This is a genomic window from Dyella humi, assembly GCF_044904605.1.
GTDB classification, from domain to species: domain Bacteria; phylum Pseudomonadota; class Gammaproteobacteria; order Xanthomonadales; family Rhodanobacteraceae; genus Dyella_B; species Dyella_B humi.
Genome location: NZ_JADIKI010000023.1, coordinates 461,673 through 477,714 on the forward strand (window position 1 = coordinate 461,673; position 16,042 = coordinate 477,714).

Genomic DNA, 16,042 nt, shown 5'->3' on the forward strand with positions numbered 1-16,042 from the left:
ATCACTCATCCCAGCGACCCTCGTCTTGCCGTGATCGGACTCGGTTATGTCGGCCTGCCGCTCGCCGTGGAATTCGGCCGCCTCCTCGATACGCTCGGTTATGACATCGACGCCGCGCGTGTGGAGTCCTTGCAGCGAGGCACGGACGGCAACCAGGAAACCTCCGAAGACGAACTGCGCGCCGCCACACAGTTGTACTTTGCCACCGAGTTGGAGGCACTGCGCGATCGCAACGTCTTCATCATCACCGTGCCCACGCCGGTGGATGAGCACAAGCGTCCGGACTTCATGCCGCTGATCCGCGCCAGCCAGATGGTCGGCAGCGTGCTCAAGCGCGGCGACGTGGTGATCTACGAATCCACCGTGTATCCTGGTGCTACGGAAGAAATCTGCGTGCCCGAACTGGAGCGCGCTTCCGGCCTTGAGTTCAATACCGATTTCACCGTGGGCTATAGCCCCGAGCGCATCAATCCCGGCGACAAGCTGCGCCGGCTCACCACGATCCCGAAGATCACCTCCGGTTCCACGCCAGAAACGGCGGATTTCGTCGACGCGTTGTACGCGCGCATCATCACGGCCGGCACGCACAAGGCGTCGAGTTTGAAGGTGGCCGAGGCGGCCAAGGTGATCGAAAACACACAGCGTGACGCCAACATCGCGTTGATCAACGAATTCGCGTTGATCTTTCATCGCTTAGGCATCGACACGCAGGACGTGCTCGCGGCCGCGGGCACGAAGTGGAACTTCCTGCCGTTCCAACCCGGCCTGGTCGGAGGTCATTGCATCGGCGTCGATCCGTACTATCTGATCCAAAAAGCGCAATCCACCGGCTATTACCCTGACATTCTGCTCGCCTGCCGCCGCATCAACGACGCAATGGGCCAACACGTGGCCGCCGAGGTGATCAAGCTGATGGTCGGCCAGGGCCATGCCATTCGCGGCAGCCGCGTGCTGGTGCTGGGCCTCACCTTCAAGGAAAACTGCCCGGACCTACGTAACACGCGCGTGATCGACCTGGTGCGCGAACTGCAAAGCTTCGGCGCCGCCGTCGACGTGCACGACCCTTGGGCCGACGCCGAGGAAACGCGCAAGCACTACGGCTTGAATCTGCTGCCGAGCGTGGAAGCGAAAGGAAGCTACGCGGCTGTCGTGCTCGCGGTGGCGCATGAGCAGTTCAAAGCCGGCGTCGCTTACGACGTGCGTGCGCTCGCCATGCCCCACGGCGTGGTGTACGACATCAAGGGTGTGTTGCCAAAGGAACTGGTAGATGCGCGGCTGTAGGTTGGGATAACAATCCCAGCCTACGCATCCAACAGCACGTTACCTTGCTCCACGCGCACCGGCACCGTCCGGAGGCTTTCGCCCCGACAAGGGCCGCTCACGCATTCGCCGGTATCCACGCCGAAGCAGGCACCATGCGCGGCGCAAACCAGCATGCCTTTCGACACCAAGAACTTGCCCGGCGCCCAGTCCAGGCGACGGCCAGCATGCGGGCAAATGTTTAACCAGGCGTTCACCCGCTCGCCCAACCGCAGCAGGATCACGCTTTCCTCGCCTCCCGGCAGCATCACGTCCAGCGCCATGGCTTCGCCGTCAGGCATATCGTGCAGCCGGCAAAGATAAAGAGGGGATGCGGCTGTTTCCATCGGCACTTGCCTTGGAGGCTCTATGGCCTCATCGTTACGCGCGTAAGTCCTTGATTTTACCACACGGATTTTTAACATGCGCGCCGTTCATTCGCTTCAGTACCGCCGTCGTCATCCGCTCGCCCAGGCTTTATCGGTGGTGCTAGGCCTGATTGTCATTGGCGTGCTGATGGTGTTCGGGCTGGTCGTGGCCGGCGTGCTGACCGTCGGCGGCGCGCTGTGGCTGGTCTGGCGGCAGTGGAAGCGCGGTCGCGCCGCGATGCCGGGCGCCGCTCGGCAGGCACGCCAGCCGGAAGTACTGGAAGGCGAGTACGTGGTCATCCATCACTCGCGTCCGGTGGCGCATCACTAAGCGCAAAATCCGGATAGCTGCCGTCGGGTGGCACGCCTAAGCTGACGGCAAATCCCCTTCGGATATGGCCATGCGCAACTCTCTCGCCACCCTTGAAGCTCCGCTGGAACATGTGCGCGCGCTGATCGAGCGTGCGACGGAAGCCCCCTCGCTCGCCACCCTGGCCAGTGCGGCCAAACTGAGCCCCAGCCACCTGCAGCGCGCGTTTCGCCGCCGTTATGGCATGAGCCCGGCCGAATACCATCGCGCGCGCCGCTTCGGCCAGTTCAAAAGTGCGCTGCGCAAGGGTTCTGCCGTCGCCGATGCGGTCTATGACGCCGGCTTCGGTTCCGGCAGCCGCGTCTACGAACATACCAACCGCCTGCTCGGCATGACGCCGGCCAGCTATCGCGCTGGCGGCGCGGGGGCACACATTCGCTACACCACCACCAGCACGCCACTGGGCCAGCTGCTGGTCGCCGCCACGGCGAAAGGTATTTGCGCCGTCACGCTGGGCGCGAGCGATGAAGAACTGCAACAACGGCTAGCGGACGAATTCCCCAAGGCCCCCCGCGAACGCGTCGACAACGGGCGCGAGGAATGGCTGGACGCTGTGATTGCGCGCATCGCCAGCGAGCTGGGCTGGAGCGATCGCGCAGCGCCGGACATGCCGCCGCTCGACGTCGCCGCGACCGCCTTCCAATGGCGCGTATGGGAAGCGCTTACGCGCATACCCTCTGGCACCACCAAGAGCTATGGCGAACTTGCCGCGGAACTCGGCAAACCGGGCGCCGCACGTGCCATCGGACAGGCGTGCGGCAGCAATCGGCTGGCCCTGATCGTGCCGTGTCATCGCATCGTGCGCGAGGACGGCTCGGCGGGCGGCTGGCGCTGGGGCGTGGAGCGCAAGCGCGCCTTGCTGGCACAGGAAGAGCAGCGCGGCGCAAGCAAGGCTTCGTAATACCTACTCCCTCTCCCCGGAGGAGAGGGGGGATTGATGCGCTGCAGGCACATTGACTCCCGATCAACACTAGCTTGCAAGGCTTTCGCTACTGCAACGCCCTGCATGCAGGTATCGTTACGCCTGCCCCTCTCTATCCCCGCTCATGAACGACTCCGCTACCAACACGCTTGCCGCCGCAAGCGACAAGAGCCGCGCGGGTGCGTGGGTGCCCTTGGCGATGCTCGCGTTGTACATCGTGTGGGGTTCCACGTACTTAGGTATACGCGTCGCGCTCGAAAGCTATCCACCCTTTTTGCTGGCGGGGTTGCGTTTCGCCGTGGCCGGTCTGCTGCTGTTCGGTTACTTGCGCTTGCGCGGCACGCCGCTGCCGAGCGCGCGCCAGTGGCGCAACGCGGCGTTCACCGGTGTGCTGTTACTGGGCTTCGGCAACGGCTTGGTGTGCTACGCCGAACAAAGCGTGAGCTCGGGCATTTCCGCGGTCGCCGTGGCGAGCATGCCCTTGTTCGCCGCCATCTTCGCGAGCCTTTACGGCGATTGGCCGACCAAAGCGGAAACGACGGGCCTGCTGATCGGCTTTGTCGGCGTGATCGTGTTGAATCTCGGCAGTGCATTGTCCGGTTCGCACATCGGCGCCATCGCCTTGTTGATTGCCGCGGCCGCATGGGCGTTCGGCTCAGTGTGGAGCCGTCGGCAGGACATGCCCAATGGCATGATGAACACCGCCACGCAAATGCTGTGCGGAAGCGTCGCCTTGCTTATCACCGGATTCCTGAGCGACGAAAAACTGCCCGCACATCCCACGCTGCGCGCCACGTTGGCGGCGGGGTATCTGGTGGTGTTCGGGTCGTTGGTCGCCTTCAGTGCTTATCTGTACGTGCTCAAGCACGCGCGCCCTGCCTTCGCGACCAGCTATGCCTACGTCAATCCGCCGGTGGCCGTGCTGTTCGGCGTGCTGCTGCTGGGTGAAAAAGTGGGGCCGTACGATCTGGCCGGCATGGCCGTCATTCTGCTTGGCGTTGGCATCATCACGTTCGCACGGCAAAAGCGCGCGCATTGATTGCCATGGAAGCGACACGCGCGGCCCCTTGCCGCCGCCCGTGAGATCGCATCACCATAGCCGCATTCCTAAAAGGGGCACGCGGCTATGGGCAACGCAACCGACGGCTGGATGGCACGCGCTGCCCTGCGCAGCGCTGCGTGGGCGGAACGTTGGTTTCCCGATGCATGGGTCTTTGCGGCGTTGGGCGTGATCGTGGTCGCTGCCGTGGTGTTGGGCTTCGGCACCACGCCCGCGGTGACCGTCAATGCCTTCGGCGACGGATTCTGGAGCCTGATTCCTTTCACCATGCAGATGGCCTTCGTGGTGATCGGCGGTTACGTGGTGGCGACCGCGCCGATCGTGGCGCGCTTTATCGATTTACTGGCCAGCGTGCCGCGCACCGGACGCGGTGCGATCTGCTTTGTGGGCTTGATCAGCATGCTCGCCTCGTTACTGTCATGGGGTTTTTCGCTGGTGTTCGGCGGCTTGCTGGTACGCGCGCTGGCGCGACGCGAAGCCTTGCGCATGGACTATCGCGCGGCAGGCGCGGCGGCTTATCTCGGCCTTGGCGCGGTGTGGGCGATGGGTTTATCTTCATCCGCAGCGCAGTTGCAGGCAAATCCGAAAAGCATGCCGCCGGGCCTGCTTTCCATCACCGGCATTCTGCCCTTCAGTCAGACGATTTTTCTGTGGCAGTCGATGGTGCTGACCTCGGTGTTGATCCTGGTATCGCTGGTGATCTGCTGGTTCACCGCGCCTTCGGATGCGCGGGCGCGTACGGCACAGGACTTCGATGCAGTGGAGAGTTCCACGCCAGCCTTGCCACCGCGCAACCGTCCCGGCGAATGGCTGGAATACAGCCCCGCGTTGTCCGTCTTGATCGGCCTGCTCGGGCTGGGCTGGCTCGGTCACGAGTTCGCCAGCAAACCCGTCGTTACCGCCATCGCCAATCTCAATACCTACAACTTTTTGTTCCTTACTGTGGGCCTGCTGCTGCATTGGCGTCCGCGCAGTTTTCTCAATGCGGTGACGCGTGCGGTGCCTAGTACCGCGGGTGTGCTGATCCAGTTTCCGCTCTATGGAGGTATTGCCGCGCTGCTGACGCACGCGCCGGGTTTGGATGGCCAAACGCTCGCGCATCGACTGTCAGGTCTGTTCGTGCATATCGCCTCCACCGGCAGTTTTCCGTTGGTGATGGGTGTGTATTCGTCCGTGCTTGGCTTCTTCGTGCCATCGGGCGGCGGCAAGTGGCTGATCGAAGCGCCGTACGTGATGCAGGCAGCGAACGATCTGCACGTGCACCTGGGATGGGCGGTGCAGGTCTACAACGCGGCCGAGGCGCTGCCGAATCTGATCAACCCGTTCTGGATGCTGCCACTGCTGGGCGTTCTGGGCTTGAAGGCACGCGACGTGGTGGGCTTCACCTTCATCCAACTGGCGGTGCACGTACCGCTGGTGCTGGGACTGCTGTGGTTGCTCGGGCTTACTTTGCAGTACGTACCGCCGGTGATGCCCTGAGCATCAACCGGCAACCATTGCGCGCAACGCCGCGACGAGAATACGCACAGCTTCGCGCGTGCGCGGCTCGGTGGTGCGGTTGTAGAGCATCACTTCGGTAGGTGGCAATTTCGGCAAGCCCAGGCGTTCGCCGACATCGGCAACATTGGTAGGACAGACCCGCCGCGGCAACGGTGCCACCGCCAATCCCGCTGATGCAGCGGCTGCTACAGCTGGCAGACCGCCACCGACGAACACTTCGGTCCACGATACGCCCGCTTCGTCGAGCGTCTTCAGCGCCATTGCGCGGACAGTGCATGGCGACGCCAGCGACGCAATGCGCAAGGGTTCCGAGCGCGGCCATTCCCAATCAGGCAATGCGAACCAGCTGTACGGTTCGACAAACAGGCGTTCGCCATCAGCGCGCGCGTTGTCTCGACATACGATCGCAACATCGATTTCGCCACGGTCGTACGCGCCCAGCAGTCCATAGGAAGGTCCAATGCGCACTTCCAAGCGCAGCGTTCGATCGTAAGCGCCGAGCTTGGCGAGCAGCGCCGGCAATTCCATGCCGGCGGCCTGGTCGCTGATGCCAATGCGCAGGCTTAGCCGAGCGGCAACCTGTCCGTTCACAGCTCGCTCGTGCGCGTCTAGCAACTCGCGTGCGGCACCGAGAAACTCCGCGCCCTCAGACGACAGCTTCACGCGCCGCGGCGTGCGTTCGAGGAGGCGGCGCCCGAGCCGGTCTTCCAGTCGTTTCAACTTCAGACTGACCGCCGATTGCGTGGTATCGAGCGCCTCGGCCGCGCGCGTGAAACTGTTGAGATCGGCCACCAGCACGAAGGCTTGCACGGCGTCAAGATCCAGCGGCCGCTGCAGATATCCATTTTCAATAGTCATGACTGAAATATCTAGCTATGAGTTTTCATTATCTTAGGCCCGGACTAGCATGGGTGCCAAGCTCGTTTAATCCAGGAGCAAGACATGAATACCCACGACGCCGCGGGCGATCCGCGACGATGGTTGGCGTTACCCGTTTTGCTGACGGGCGCGTTCCTGCCGCCGCTGGATTTCTTCATCGTGAACGTGGCGCTGCCGTCGATCCGTGCCGCGCTGCATGCGAACGCCGCGCAACTGCAGTTTGTGATCTCGGCCTATGCAGCAACGTATGCGGTGTTTCTGATCACCGGTGGAAGGCTGGGTGATCTGTACGGTCGCAGGCGGATGTTCCTGCTCGGCATCGGCGGGTTCACGCTCGCCTCGCTGCTGTGCGGATTGGCATGGTCGCCACAGGCATTGCTGGCTGGCAGGATGGTGCAAGGCATGGCCGCGGCTGCGTTGGCGCCGCAGGTATTGGCATCGATCCGGGTGATGTTTCCACAGGCCGAACAGCCGCGAGCGCTGGGTCTATATGCGGCAACGTTCGGCGTTGCCGCGACGCTTGGGCAATTGCTCGGCGGCGTGCTGGTATCGGCACATTGGTGGGGGCTTGGCTGGCAACTGATCTTTCTGGTGAATCTGCCGGTGGGCATCGGTGCACTGCTGTGTGGCTCGATGCTGTTGCGCGAATCACGTGCCACGCATGCCGTGCGGCTGGATCTGGGCGGCGTCGCGCTGCTGTCGATCGCTCTGGCGCTACTGGTGTATCCGTTGGTGGAAGGCCGCGAGCAAGGATGGCCGGCATGGACCTATGTGATGCTGGCCGGCGCTATCGTGATGTTCATCGCGTTCGTGCGCTTGGAGATGCGTGTGGCCGGGCGTGGCGGCTCGCCGTTGATGGATGTGCGGCTGTTCCACGAAGGCGATTTTTCACTGGGCATTCTCATCACACTGGGCTTTTATCTCACTTCCGCGTTTTTCCTCACCTACGCGGTGTATCTGCAGAGCGGCCTGCAATACAGCGCGCTGCAGGCTGGCTTGGCGACGGTACCGTTCACCGTCGGCTATTTCTGCGGATCGATGATCGCACCGCGTGTGATCGAAGCGCTCGGCCACCGCACGCTCACGCTATCGTGCGCATGCCAGGCGATTGGCTTCGGGCTTGTCATTGCCGCGATGCTGCACGCGCTGCCGCATTTCACGTTGGTTCCGGGGCTTGTACTTGCCGGTTTCGGATTCGGCGTGGCAATGCCTGCACTTATCCGAACGGTCATCAGCGGCGTAGACACTCATCATGCAGGACTTGCCTCCGGCATGGTGATCACGGCTCTGCAAATCAGCGCAGCGCTGGGCGTGGCGATCATCGGCGGCGTGTTTTACACAGCGCTACATGGACAGAGCGGAGTAATGGCTTATGCGCATGCATTTACCACCGGCCTTAGCTGCAATGTGGCAGCGCTCGTAGCGATCACTTTGCTATCGCTTGCACTTGGGCGAACAACGCGACGCAGCACGCATGCAGTACCCGTGGTAACGCTCGATTGACGGTTGGGGTGAGCCACGTCGCTCACCCCAACCTGCGTCGATCACAACTCGCGCAATGCCGTCGTCACCGGCAGACGCGCCGCGCGCAAGGCCGGAAACAGACCGCCGACGAAACCGATCGCCAGCGCCGACTTCAAACCTTCCCACATCAGCCCCGGCGTCACCTTGAAGGTAAACGCAAGCTGCCCGGTAGTACCGGTGGCCAGGGTGGAGGCAGTCCAGCCATTGAAGATCAGCCAAGCCAGGCCACCGCCGATCAAGCCGCCGATCAGCGCCAGCAACATGGTTTCCAGCATCACTGCCACCACCACCGGCATGCCTCGAAAACCGATCGCACGCAGCGTGGCAATTTCGCGCGCGCGTGCAGCGACGGCAGCGAACATGGTGTTGAGTGCGCCGAAGATCGCGCCGATCGCCATGATCGTGCCCACCGTCATGCCCATGATGCGCATCACCTTGCTCATACCTTCGGATTGCTTGCTGAAGTAGTTGAGCGTGGTATCCACGTCCACCTGCAGGCGCGGGTCGCCCACCAGCGCCGCCTTGAAGGTATCGAAGGCCTTGGCGTCGGTAAGCTTGACCACCACCGAGGTGCGGCTGCTGCCGCGCCGGTAGGCTTCGGCGACCACATCCCCATCACCCCAGATTTCCGAATCCAAGGCATCGCCGGAAGCGAACACGCCGACCACGTTCCAAGTTTGCGTACCGAGCTTTACTTCGCGTCCCGGCTCCAGCCCCGCGAACTGTCGCTGCGCGCCCTGCCCCACCACCAGTTCGCGCATGCCGGGCTGGAATTTGCGTCCGGCGATGATTTTCAGATTGGGACGCAAAGCCCAGGCACCGTCGCCCACACCGCGCAACTGCACGCTGCCTTCTTCGTCCGGCGCACCGCCCTTCACCGGCAGATTGGCCGCCACCACGATTTCACCGGAGGTGATGGGCTTGCCCTGACTGTCGCGCGCGACGCCGGCCGCCTGATTGATGACCACGATACTGTCGCGGCTCATCACGGAGCTGACTTCGCTGGCCGAACCGCCGCGCAGCACCATGGCGGTATCGTCGCTGCCGGTTTTGCGCAGCGTTTCGCTGTAGCCCTCGCCCATGGCCAACAACGCCACCAACACGCCGACCACGCCGGCAATACCGACGATGACCACCGATGACGAACCCAGACGCTGCCTGAGCGTACTGATGCCCACGCCGGTGACCGAAGCCGCTTGCTGGCCGCGACGGCTGAATATTAGCCACGCCACAAACAGTACGGCTAACGCTATCACTGCGTACCAAGGCGCCTTCCCCCAAATCCACAGAGCAACGCCCAGTGCCAACACCACGCCAACATTGAAAAGAAATTTCATGACTGTGCTCCCTTCAGCGGCCGGCCAGTGCATCGACAATGTTCAAGCGCATCGCACGCCATGCGGGTATGGCGCCCACCACCATGCCGATCACCAACATCAGGCCAATGCCCAGCCCCCAGCTGCTTGCGCCGACTGTCGGCAGATTCAACATGCCGCCGCTGTTTGCGCTCACGCCGGGAATCAACAAGGCCGCCAGCCCGATACCGATCACGCCGCCAAGCAACACCAGCAGGATCGATTCGGCCAACACCATCGCCAATACACTGTGATCGGAAAAACCCAGGGTTTTCATCACGGCCAGTTCTGACGTGCGCTCGCGCACAGCTTGCATCATCGTGTTGCCAGTCAGCAGCAGTAACGTGAAGAACACCGCGCCCATAATCGAGCCAACAATCAGGCCGATGTCGGCCAACTGTTTCATCCACGATGCCGTAGCAGCTGCTTCGGTCTGCGTGCGGGTTTCGTGATCAGAGTTGGCCGATAGCGCATCAATGGCCTTGGCCACCTGATCCGCCTGGTTCACGTCGTTCACGCGCGTAACGAACCAGCCCACCCTGCCGCCGTTGTAGCCCTTCGCCACGCTATCGTCGAAATACTTCCAGTGCATGAGAATGATCTGGCTGTAAAAGCCGGCACTCGCTTCCTTGGGGTGCATGACACCAACGATGTTGAAGGTCCAGTTCTTGCTGCCGTTCTGCTGCGGAAAGATGTTCGACTGCAACGGGATCTGGTCGCCCACCTTCCAGTGGTATTTCTCCATCAACTTGTCGCCCACCAGAACACCAGTGCGCGTTTCCAGATAGGTCTTGCGCTCCTCGTCGGTCACGGCCACTTCCGGATATTGGTCGGTGTAGTTGTCGCTGACCGCGAAGGTGAACACCTGATTGTGCGGGTCCTGATACGCGCCGCCGAACCAGTTGGAATATGCCACCGATTTCACGCCAGACACCCGAGCAATCTGCTCCCCCAGGCCCTGCGGCAACGTTTCGATGAAGGACAGCTTCGAACCAGTCTGCAGACGCTGCGCGCCGTTGGCGCTTTTACCCGCCTGATCGAACGACGTGCGCACGGCATCCAGCATGCCGAACAGGAGGAACGCGGCGGCGATCGATACCAGAGTAAGAATCGTGCGGGTCTTGCGCCGGAACAGCGCTGCCCAGATGAGATGAAGGTATTTCATCGCAAGCTCCTCAGGCCGTGGCCTGCTCGACCAGCGTGCCCTTGTCCAGATGCAACGTGTGATCGGCGTATTCGGCTGCCTTCGGATCGTGCGTCACCATCACGATGGTCTTGCCGTGTTCGCGATTGAGCTGACGCAGCAGGCCGAGCACTTCTTCCGCCGATTGACGGTCCAGATCGCCCGTGGGTTCGTCACATACCAAGAGACCCGGATCGGAAACGATCGCGCGCGCAATCGCCACGCGCTGCTGTTGTCCGCCGGAAAGCTCGCTTGGCTTGTGCGACGCGCGATCGGCCAAGCCGACCAGTTGCAAAGCGATCGATGCGTTTTTGCGCCGCTGCGCCGCGGACAGCTTGGTCAGCAATAGCGGCAGCTCCACGTTGCGCTGCGCGCTCAGCATCGGCATCAGGTTGTAGAACTGGAACACAAAGCCGACGTTCGAGGCGCGCCAGCGTGCCAGCGCGCCAGCACCGAACTGGTCAATGCGCTGCCCGCCCACGCTGATACTGCCACCCGTCGGTGTATCCAGTCCGCCTACCAGATTCAGCAGCGTGGTCTTGCCCGAACCGGACGGCCCCATCAATGCCAGGAAATCGCCCTCGGCAATGTTGAGGTTGATGTGATGCAGTACTTCCACTTTCTGCCGGCCGCGTTCGTAAACCTTGGAAAGATCGCGAATCTCGATCAACGTATGCATAGCTACATCCTCCCGAGTGGAACTGTTGGGGCTGCGCATGAAAAAAGCAGCGCCGTTTGTTTTGTCCGCCTCCCTCTGCAAGCAGGGAGAGGTATGGTTCTATTGTGATTGCACGCTTACGTCCGCGCCGTCGTGCAGATCGTCCGGCGGCGATATCACGACGCTGTCGCCCGCATTCACCGAAGCGGGAACCAAGCGCATGTCGCCGTAGTTCTGCGTGGCAGGCTGCACGGTCTGCCGGTGCACTCTGCCGTTCGCAACGATAAAGATACTGTCGCTACCATCGCGCTTCACGATCGCCTTGGCCGGTACCAACACGCCTTTGGGCGCCTGCGCAGCGACGGTGGGCTTGGCTTCCAGGAAGGACACGCGCACGCCCATGTCTGGCACGATGCGCGCGTCCTTTTGTTCCATCGCCACGCGTACTTTCACCGTCGCCTTGCCGCGATCGGCCGCTGGGACGATGGCGATGACGTGTGCGGCAATCTTCCAGTCGGGGTAGGCGTCGAGCACCGCTTCGGCCGGCATGTTCGGTGTGACGCGGCCGATGTAGGCCTCGTTGACATCCACGTCCACTTCCAGCGAATCCATATCCACGATGGTGCCGATGCCAGTGCGCGTGAAGCCGCCGCCAGCGGAGAACGGCGAGATGACTTCGCCCACCTGTGCATCTTTGGTGGTGATCACACCGTTGAAGGGCGCACGAATCAGGCAGTAGCCGAAATTCACCTGTGCCTCGACCACTTGCGCATCCGCGGACGCGGCCTGCCGCTGCTGCGAGACCAGTTGCGCGCGTGTGCTGGTGGCCAGCGTGCGTGATTGTTCGGCGGCTTGTTTGGAAATCAGACCACGCTCGGCCAGCGACTCGTTACGCGTCGCATCACGCAGGTTCTGCGCCAGTTGCGTCTGGTACTGGTTTACCAGTGCATGGGCCGCGTTGGCTTGCGCAACGGCGCTATCAAGCGCGGCCTTGTATTGGCTGTCGTCCAGCTTGGCCAGGATCTGGCCTTGCTTGACGCGGTCGCCTTCTTCGATCAGCAACTCGGTGAGAGTGCCGGTGATCTGCGCGGAAACGGTGGCTTGGCGGCGTGCGGTGACATAGCCGGTGGCCTGCAACACGGCGCCCGCGGCAGGATCGCTGGCGGCTGCCACGGCTTGGGCGGTGCGTACAGGTATGGAGCGATGACTGAACCACCACCAGCCACCGGCACTCAACACGAGCAGCACCAGCACGATGACGCCGACGATCCACGGCCAGCGTCCCGACCCATGTCCGTGATCTTCACGCTGGTGGCGTTCGATCCGTAGTTCCTTCAGAAGATCGGTATTGCTCACGCTTTTGTCCTGTTGTCCCCGATGCGCGCACGATAATGGCCCCGGCCACGTCCTGCTACGTGCGCTCATCAACCCATGCCGATGACACCTGTCATGTGTAATGACGTGCGGGCGGGCCTGAAATCGACAATGCCCGTGTCCGCCGCAAAGACCGCATAGGCTGCGCATTTTCGCTTGCGGCTTGCTGACTTGGCGGCGCGGCGCGCGGCAAGTGCTGACAAATCTATACCTGCCAGAGCCTGCTTCTTGCCAGGCAGGTGCATGAAGCTGCTACCCTTTTTGCCATGCGCTATGTCATCGATCCTCCTGCCATCCCCAGCCTCCCAGTCATCGGCCGCGAGGAACGCTTCCCTATCCGCCGCGTTTTCTGCATCGGCCGCAATTACGCCGAGCACGCGCGTGAAATGGGGGCCACTGTCGATGCTTCGGCGCCGATGTTCTTCTGTAAACCTGCGGACGCCGTGGTTGCGGATGGCGCGGACGTGCCCTACCCCTCGGCCACGTCGGACCTGCACCACGAGGTGGAGATGGTGGTGGCCTTGAAGGCTGGCGGCCGGAACCTGGATGCCGCGCAGGCAACGCAGGCGATCTTCGGCTACGGCGTGGGGCTCGATCTCACGCGGCGCGATCTGCAGGCCATCGCCAAGGCCAAGAGCCATCCCTGGGACGTGGCCAAGGCATTCGATCATTCCGCGCCGGTTTCCGCCTTGTGCCTGGCGAGCGAAGCGGCGCCCCACGCCGATACACGCATCAGCCTCGAGGTGAATGGCGAGTTGCGCCAACAGGGGCAGCTCGGCGAGATGGTGCATGGCGTGACGGACATCATCGTGGTGCTGTCGACGCTGTTCGAGTTGAAGCCCGGCGATCTGATTTTCACCGGCACACCTGCCGGTGTAGCGGCATTGCAGCGCGGCGATCGCTTTCGCGCGGAACTGCAAGAGATCGCCGTGCTGGAAGGGCGAATCGTGTGATGCACTGGCACATGCCGTTTCGCATCGCGCTCATGCATTAAAGTTCACGCCATTCGGCGCACAACCCAAGGGAGACGACAATGAGCATGCTGCAGGAATTCAAAGAATTTGCTATGCGCGGCAACGTGGTCGACATGGCGGTGGGCGTAGTGATCGGTGCGGCGTTCGGCAAGATCGTCACCTCGCTGGTGAACGACGTCATCATGCCGCCGCTGGGCTGGATTACCGGCGGTATCGATTTCTCGGACATGAAACTGGTGATCCGGGCGGCGGACAACAGCAACCCGGCACACAAGATTCCCGAAGTGGCCCTCGCCTACGGCAGCTTCATCAACGCCATCATCGCCTTCGTGATCGTGGCCTTCGCGATCTTCCTGCTGGTGAAGGTCCTCAATCGGTTCTACACCAAGGCCGCCGCTGCCACGCCGCCGGACGTAGTGCTACTGACGGAAATTCGCGACCTGCTAAAAAACAAGCAATAAGCTGCGTTCGCCAAGTCGAGCATGACTTTCGGCCTAAGCACGGTCCGAGGCGAGCCCCATAATCCGGGGTTCGTCACCAGGAGTCACCGATGCGCCCCTCCCTCACCCTGCTCGCTGCCAGCCTGATGCTGGCTACCGGATTCGCCTACGCCAAGGATGCGCCCACCACCATTCCCGCATCCGCGGTGCAGACGGCCGAACAGCTGCGCGACAAGGCCTTGCACGACGACACCGCCTACAAGGTAGTGGAAGGTCTGACCACCGAAGTGGGCGCGCGTCTTGCCGGCGGGGTGAACGATCCGCGCGGCCGTGACTGGATGATCGCGAAATTCAAGGCGCTGGGTTTCGACAAGGTCTATACCGAATCGGTGACCTACCCGCTGTGGGTGCGCCGTAGCGAACACGGCGCCATCGTGGCGCCCTTTCCGCAGCCGCTGACGCTTACCGCGCTGGGCTATTCGCCAGGTACGCCCAAGGGTGGCCTCACCGCGGAAGTGGTGCAGTTCGCCAGCCTGGATGCTTTGAAGGCCGCCGACCCGGCCAGCGTAAAAGGCAAGATCGTCTACATCGGCGAACGCATGCAGCGACACAAAGATGGGCTGGACTACGGCCGCATCGGCTCGCCGATCCGCGTGCAGGGCCCGGTGATCGCACAGACGAAAGGCGCCGCCGGCTACCTGTTGCGCTCGGCCGGTACCGATGCCAACGACCGCACGCCGCACACCGGCGTGACCGGCTTCACCGATCCAGCCAAGGCGATTCCCGCCGCTGCGCTGTCGAATCCTGACGCCGATCAACTCGAGCGCGTGCTGGCCTACGGCAAGCCCGTCACCGTGAAGCTCGACCTGGATTGCGGCATCGAAGGCCAGTACACCGGCGCAAATGTGATCGGCGAGATCACCGGCAGCAAATATCCCGACCAGGTGATCGCCATTGGCGGCCATCTGGATTCCTGGGATTTGGGCACCGGTGCGATCGACGATGGCGCAGGTGTGGCCATCGCGGTGGGTGCAGCCAAGGTGATTCACGATCTGCCGCAGCGTCCCGACCGCACCATCCGGGTGATCGCGTTCGCCAACGAAGAGATGGGCTTGTGGGGCGGTCGTGCGTACGCCGACAAGCATGCGTCGGAGGTGAGCACGTTCCAGCTCGGCACCGAGTCGGATTTTGGCGCCGGCCCCGTGTGGCGGATGAGTGCCAGCGTGAAACCCGAAGCGCGTGGCGCCATCCAGCAGATCGCCAAGGTGCTGGCGCCGCTCGGCGTGAGCTATGACACCAAGAAGCCAGGTGGCGGCGGTTCGGATCTATCGCAGATGCACGGCAAGGGTATGGCCGCGCTCACCCTCACGCAGGACGGCACGTACTACTTCGACTGGCACCACACGCCCAACGACACGCTGGACAAGATCGATCCAAAACAGTTGGCGCAGAACGTAGCGGTGTACGCCGTGTTCTCTTACATGGCCGCGCAGGCGGATGGGAATTTCGGCTCAGCGCCCAGCGCGTTTGCGCATGATGGGGCTGAGGATTGAGGATTCTTCCGTCGTCCCGGTGAACGCCGGGGCGACGAACCCTAAAATTGCCAACCTATCCCTCTTCCTGAAGGGAAGAGGGGACCTCGGCATCTCCATTGAATTCCACCGGCGTTTCAGCGACATCGAGCGCCTGCAGGTTCTCCTTCAACCGTGTCAGCACATCCATCGCCTGCGTCATTTCCTCATAGCTGACGCCGGCCGTGCATTCGCGGCGCAGCTCGCGCGCGATACGCTCCATATCGTCAATCACCCCGCTCGCCTGCGCGGTGGTGTATAGGCGCCAGGCACGACGGTCCTTGGGATCGGGACGCCGCTCCACGAAGCCGGCGGCCTGCAGGCGGTCGATCACGCGACCCACGGCGATCGGCTCCATTTCGAGGAATTCGGCCAGCTCCGTCTGGCGTAGGCCCTCACGGTGGTACAGCATCTTGGTGGCGCGCCACTGTGCTCGCGTCAAACCGAATTTCACTGCGCGCCGGTCAAAATGCTTGCGAAACAGCAAGGTGATGTCGTTCAGCAAGTAACCGAAGGAAATGTCTTCCGTCTTTGGCATGATGCAATCGCCCAGTAACACGTTGTG

General features: G+C 62.5%; 17 protein-coding genes. 9 read left to right on the plus strand and 8 right to left on the minus strand.

Going from position 1 to position 16,042, the window contains the following annotated elements; all coding sequences use genetic code 11:
- Entirely contained in the window at positions 1 to 1,281 is a 1,281-nt protein-coding gene (locus ISP18_RS13345) for a nucleotide sugar dehydrogenase (protein WP_380015833.1), read from the plus strand.
- Positions 1,282 to 1,301: 20 nt separating this feature from the next.
- Here ISP18_RS13345 and ISP18_RS13350 read toward each other — a convergent pair whose 3' ends face one another.
- Positions 1,302 to 1,646: a Rieske (2Fe-2S) protein gene (locus ISP18_RS13350; RefSeq protein WP_380012650.1), complete on the minus strand. Its 345-nt coding sequence runs from the start codon at positions 1,644 to 1,646 to the stop codon at positions 1,302 to 1,304.
- 76 nt (positions 1,647 to 1,722) lie between these two features.
- Between ISP18_RS13350 and ISP18_RS13355 the strand changes: the two genes are divergently transcribed.
- From ISP18_RS13355 to ISP18_RS13370, 4 genes are all read left to right on the plus strand, one after another.
- On the plus strand, positions 1,723 to 1,998 hold the full coding sequence (locus ISP18_RS13355) for a hypothetical protein (RefSeq protein WP_380012652.1): 276 nt from the start codon (positions 1,723 to 1,725) through the stop codon (positions 1,996 to 1,998).
- Positions 1,999 to 2,068: 70 nt separating this feature from the next.
- Positions 2,069 to 2,938, plus strand: coding sequence for a methylated-DNA--[protein]-cysteine S-methyltransferase (locus ISP18_RS13360; RefSeq protein ID WP_380012655.1), 870 nt, complete (start codon positions 2,069 to 2,071; stop codon positions 2,936 to 2,938).
- Positions 2,939 to 3,083: 145 nt separating this feature from the next.
- Positions 3,084 to 3,998 (plus strand): drug/metabolite exporter YedA, encoded by a 915-nt coding sequence (yedA, locus tag ISP18_RS13365; protein WP_380012658.1) that lies wholly within the window; start codon positions 3,084 to 3,086, stop codon positions 3,996 to 3,998.
- A gap of 111 nt (positions 3,999 to 4,109) precedes the next feature.
- Positions 4,110 to 5,498 (plus strand): short-chain fatty acid transporter, encoded by a 1,389-nt coding sequence (locus ISP18_RS13370; protein WP_380015835.1) that lies wholly within the window; start codon positions 4,110 to 4,112, stop codon positions 5,496 to 5,498.
- A 3-nt stretch (positions 5,499 to 5,501) separates the two neighbouring features.
- Here ISP18_RS13370 and ISP18_RS13375 read toward each other — a convergent pair whose 3' ends face one another.
- The gene (locus ISP18_RS13375; RefSeq protein ID WP_380012661.1) at positions 5,502 to 6,377 is read right to left on the minus strand and encodes a LysR family transcriptional regulator; all 876 of its coding nucleotides are present in this window, start codon (positions 6,375 to 6,377) and stop codon (positions 5,502 to 5,504) included.
- Positions 6,378 to 6,461: 84 nt separating this feature from the next.
- Between ISP18_RS13375 and ISP18_RS13380 the strand changes: the two genes are divergently transcribed.
- Positions 6,462 to 7,901 (plus strand): MFS transporter, encoded by a 1,440-nt coding sequence (locus ISP18_RS13380; protein WP_380012664.1) that lies wholly within the window; start codon positions 6,462 to 6,464, stop codon positions 7,899 to 7,901.
- A 41-nt stretch (positions 7,902 to 7,942) separates the two neighbouring features.
- On the opposite strand, the gene ISP18_RS13385 is transcribed toward ISP18_RS13380, so the two are convergent.
- The 5 genes from ISP18_RS13385 to ISP18_RS13405 form a co-directional block, all read right to left on the minus strand.
- Positions 7,943 to 9,292, minus strand: coding sequence for an ABC transporter permease (locus ISP18_RS13385; RefSeq protein WP_380012667.1), 1,350 nt, complete (start codon positions 9,290 to 9,292; stop codon positions 7,943 to 7,945).
- Positions 9,273 to 10,442, minus strand: coding sequence for an ABC transporter permease (locus ISP18_RS13390; protein WP_380012670.1), 1,170 nt, complete (start codon positions 10,440 to 10,442; stop codon positions 9,273 to 9,275). The genes ISP18_RS13385 and ISP18_RS13390 overlap by 20 nt, the downstream gene beginning before the upstream one ends.
- A 10-nt stretch (positions 10,443 to 10,452) precedes the next feature.
- On the minus strand, positions 10,453 to 11,139 hold the full coding sequence (locus ISP18_RS13395) for an ABC transporter ATP-binding protein (RefSeq protein WP_380012673.1): 687 nt from the start codon (positions 11,137 to 11,139) through the stop codon (positions 10,453 to 10,455).
- A gap of 99 nt (positions 11,140 to 11,238) precedes the next feature.
- On the minus strand, positions 11,239 to 12,474 hold the full coding sequence (locus tag ISP18_RS13400; protein WP_380012676.1) for an efflux RND transporter periplasmic adaptor subunit: 1,236 nt from the start codon (positions 12,472 to 12,474) through the stop codon (positions 11,239 to 11,241).
- 68 nt (positions 12,475 to 12,542) lie between these two features.
- Positions 12,543 to 12,737, minus strand: coding sequence for a hypothetical protein (locus ISP18_RS13405; protein ID WP_380012679.1), 195 nt, complete (start codon positions 12,735 to 12,737; stop codon positions 12,543 to 12,545).
- Positions 12,738 to 12,758: 21 nt separating this feature from the next.
- Between ISP18_RS13405 and ISP18_RS13410 the strand changes: the two genes are divergently transcribed.
- The 3 genes from ISP18_RS13410 (at position 12,759) to ISP18_RS13420 (ending at position 15,459) form a co-directional block, all read left to right on the plus strand.
- Positions 12,759 to 13,445, plus strand: coding sequence for a fumarylacetoacetate hydrolase family protein (locus ISP18_RS13410; RefSeq protein ID WP_380012682.1), 687 nt, complete (start codon positions 12,759 to 12,761; stop codon positions 13,443 to 13,445).
- A gap of 80 nt (positions 13,446 to 13,525) precedes the next feature.
- Positions 13,526 to 13,927: a large-conductance mechanosensitive channel protein MscL gene (mscL, locus tag ISP18_RS13415; RefSeq protein WP_380012685.1), complete on the plus strand. Its 402-nt coding sequence runs from the start codon at positions 13,526 to 13,528 to the stop codon at positions 13,925 to 13,927.
- 89 nt (positions 13,928 to 14,016) lie between these two features.
- Positions 14,017 to 15,459, plus strand: coding sequence for a M20/M25/M40 family metallo-hydrolase (locus tag ISP18_RS13420; protein WP_380012688.1), 1,443 nt, complete (start codon positions 14,017 to 14,019; stop codon positions 15,457 to 15,459).
- Positions 15,460 to 15,514: 55 nt separating this feature from the next.
- Here the strand turns inward: ISP18_RS13420 and ISP18_RS13425 are convergent, their stop codons facing one another.
- Positions 15,515 to 16,015: a MarR family winged helix-turn-helix transcriptional regulator gene (locus ISP18_RS13425; RefSeq protein ID WP_380012690.1), complete on the minus strand. Its 501-nt coding sequence runs from the start codon at positions 16,013 to 16,015 to the stop codon at positions 15,515 to 15,517.
- Between the last annotated feature and the right edge of the window lie 27 nt (positions 16,016 to 16,042).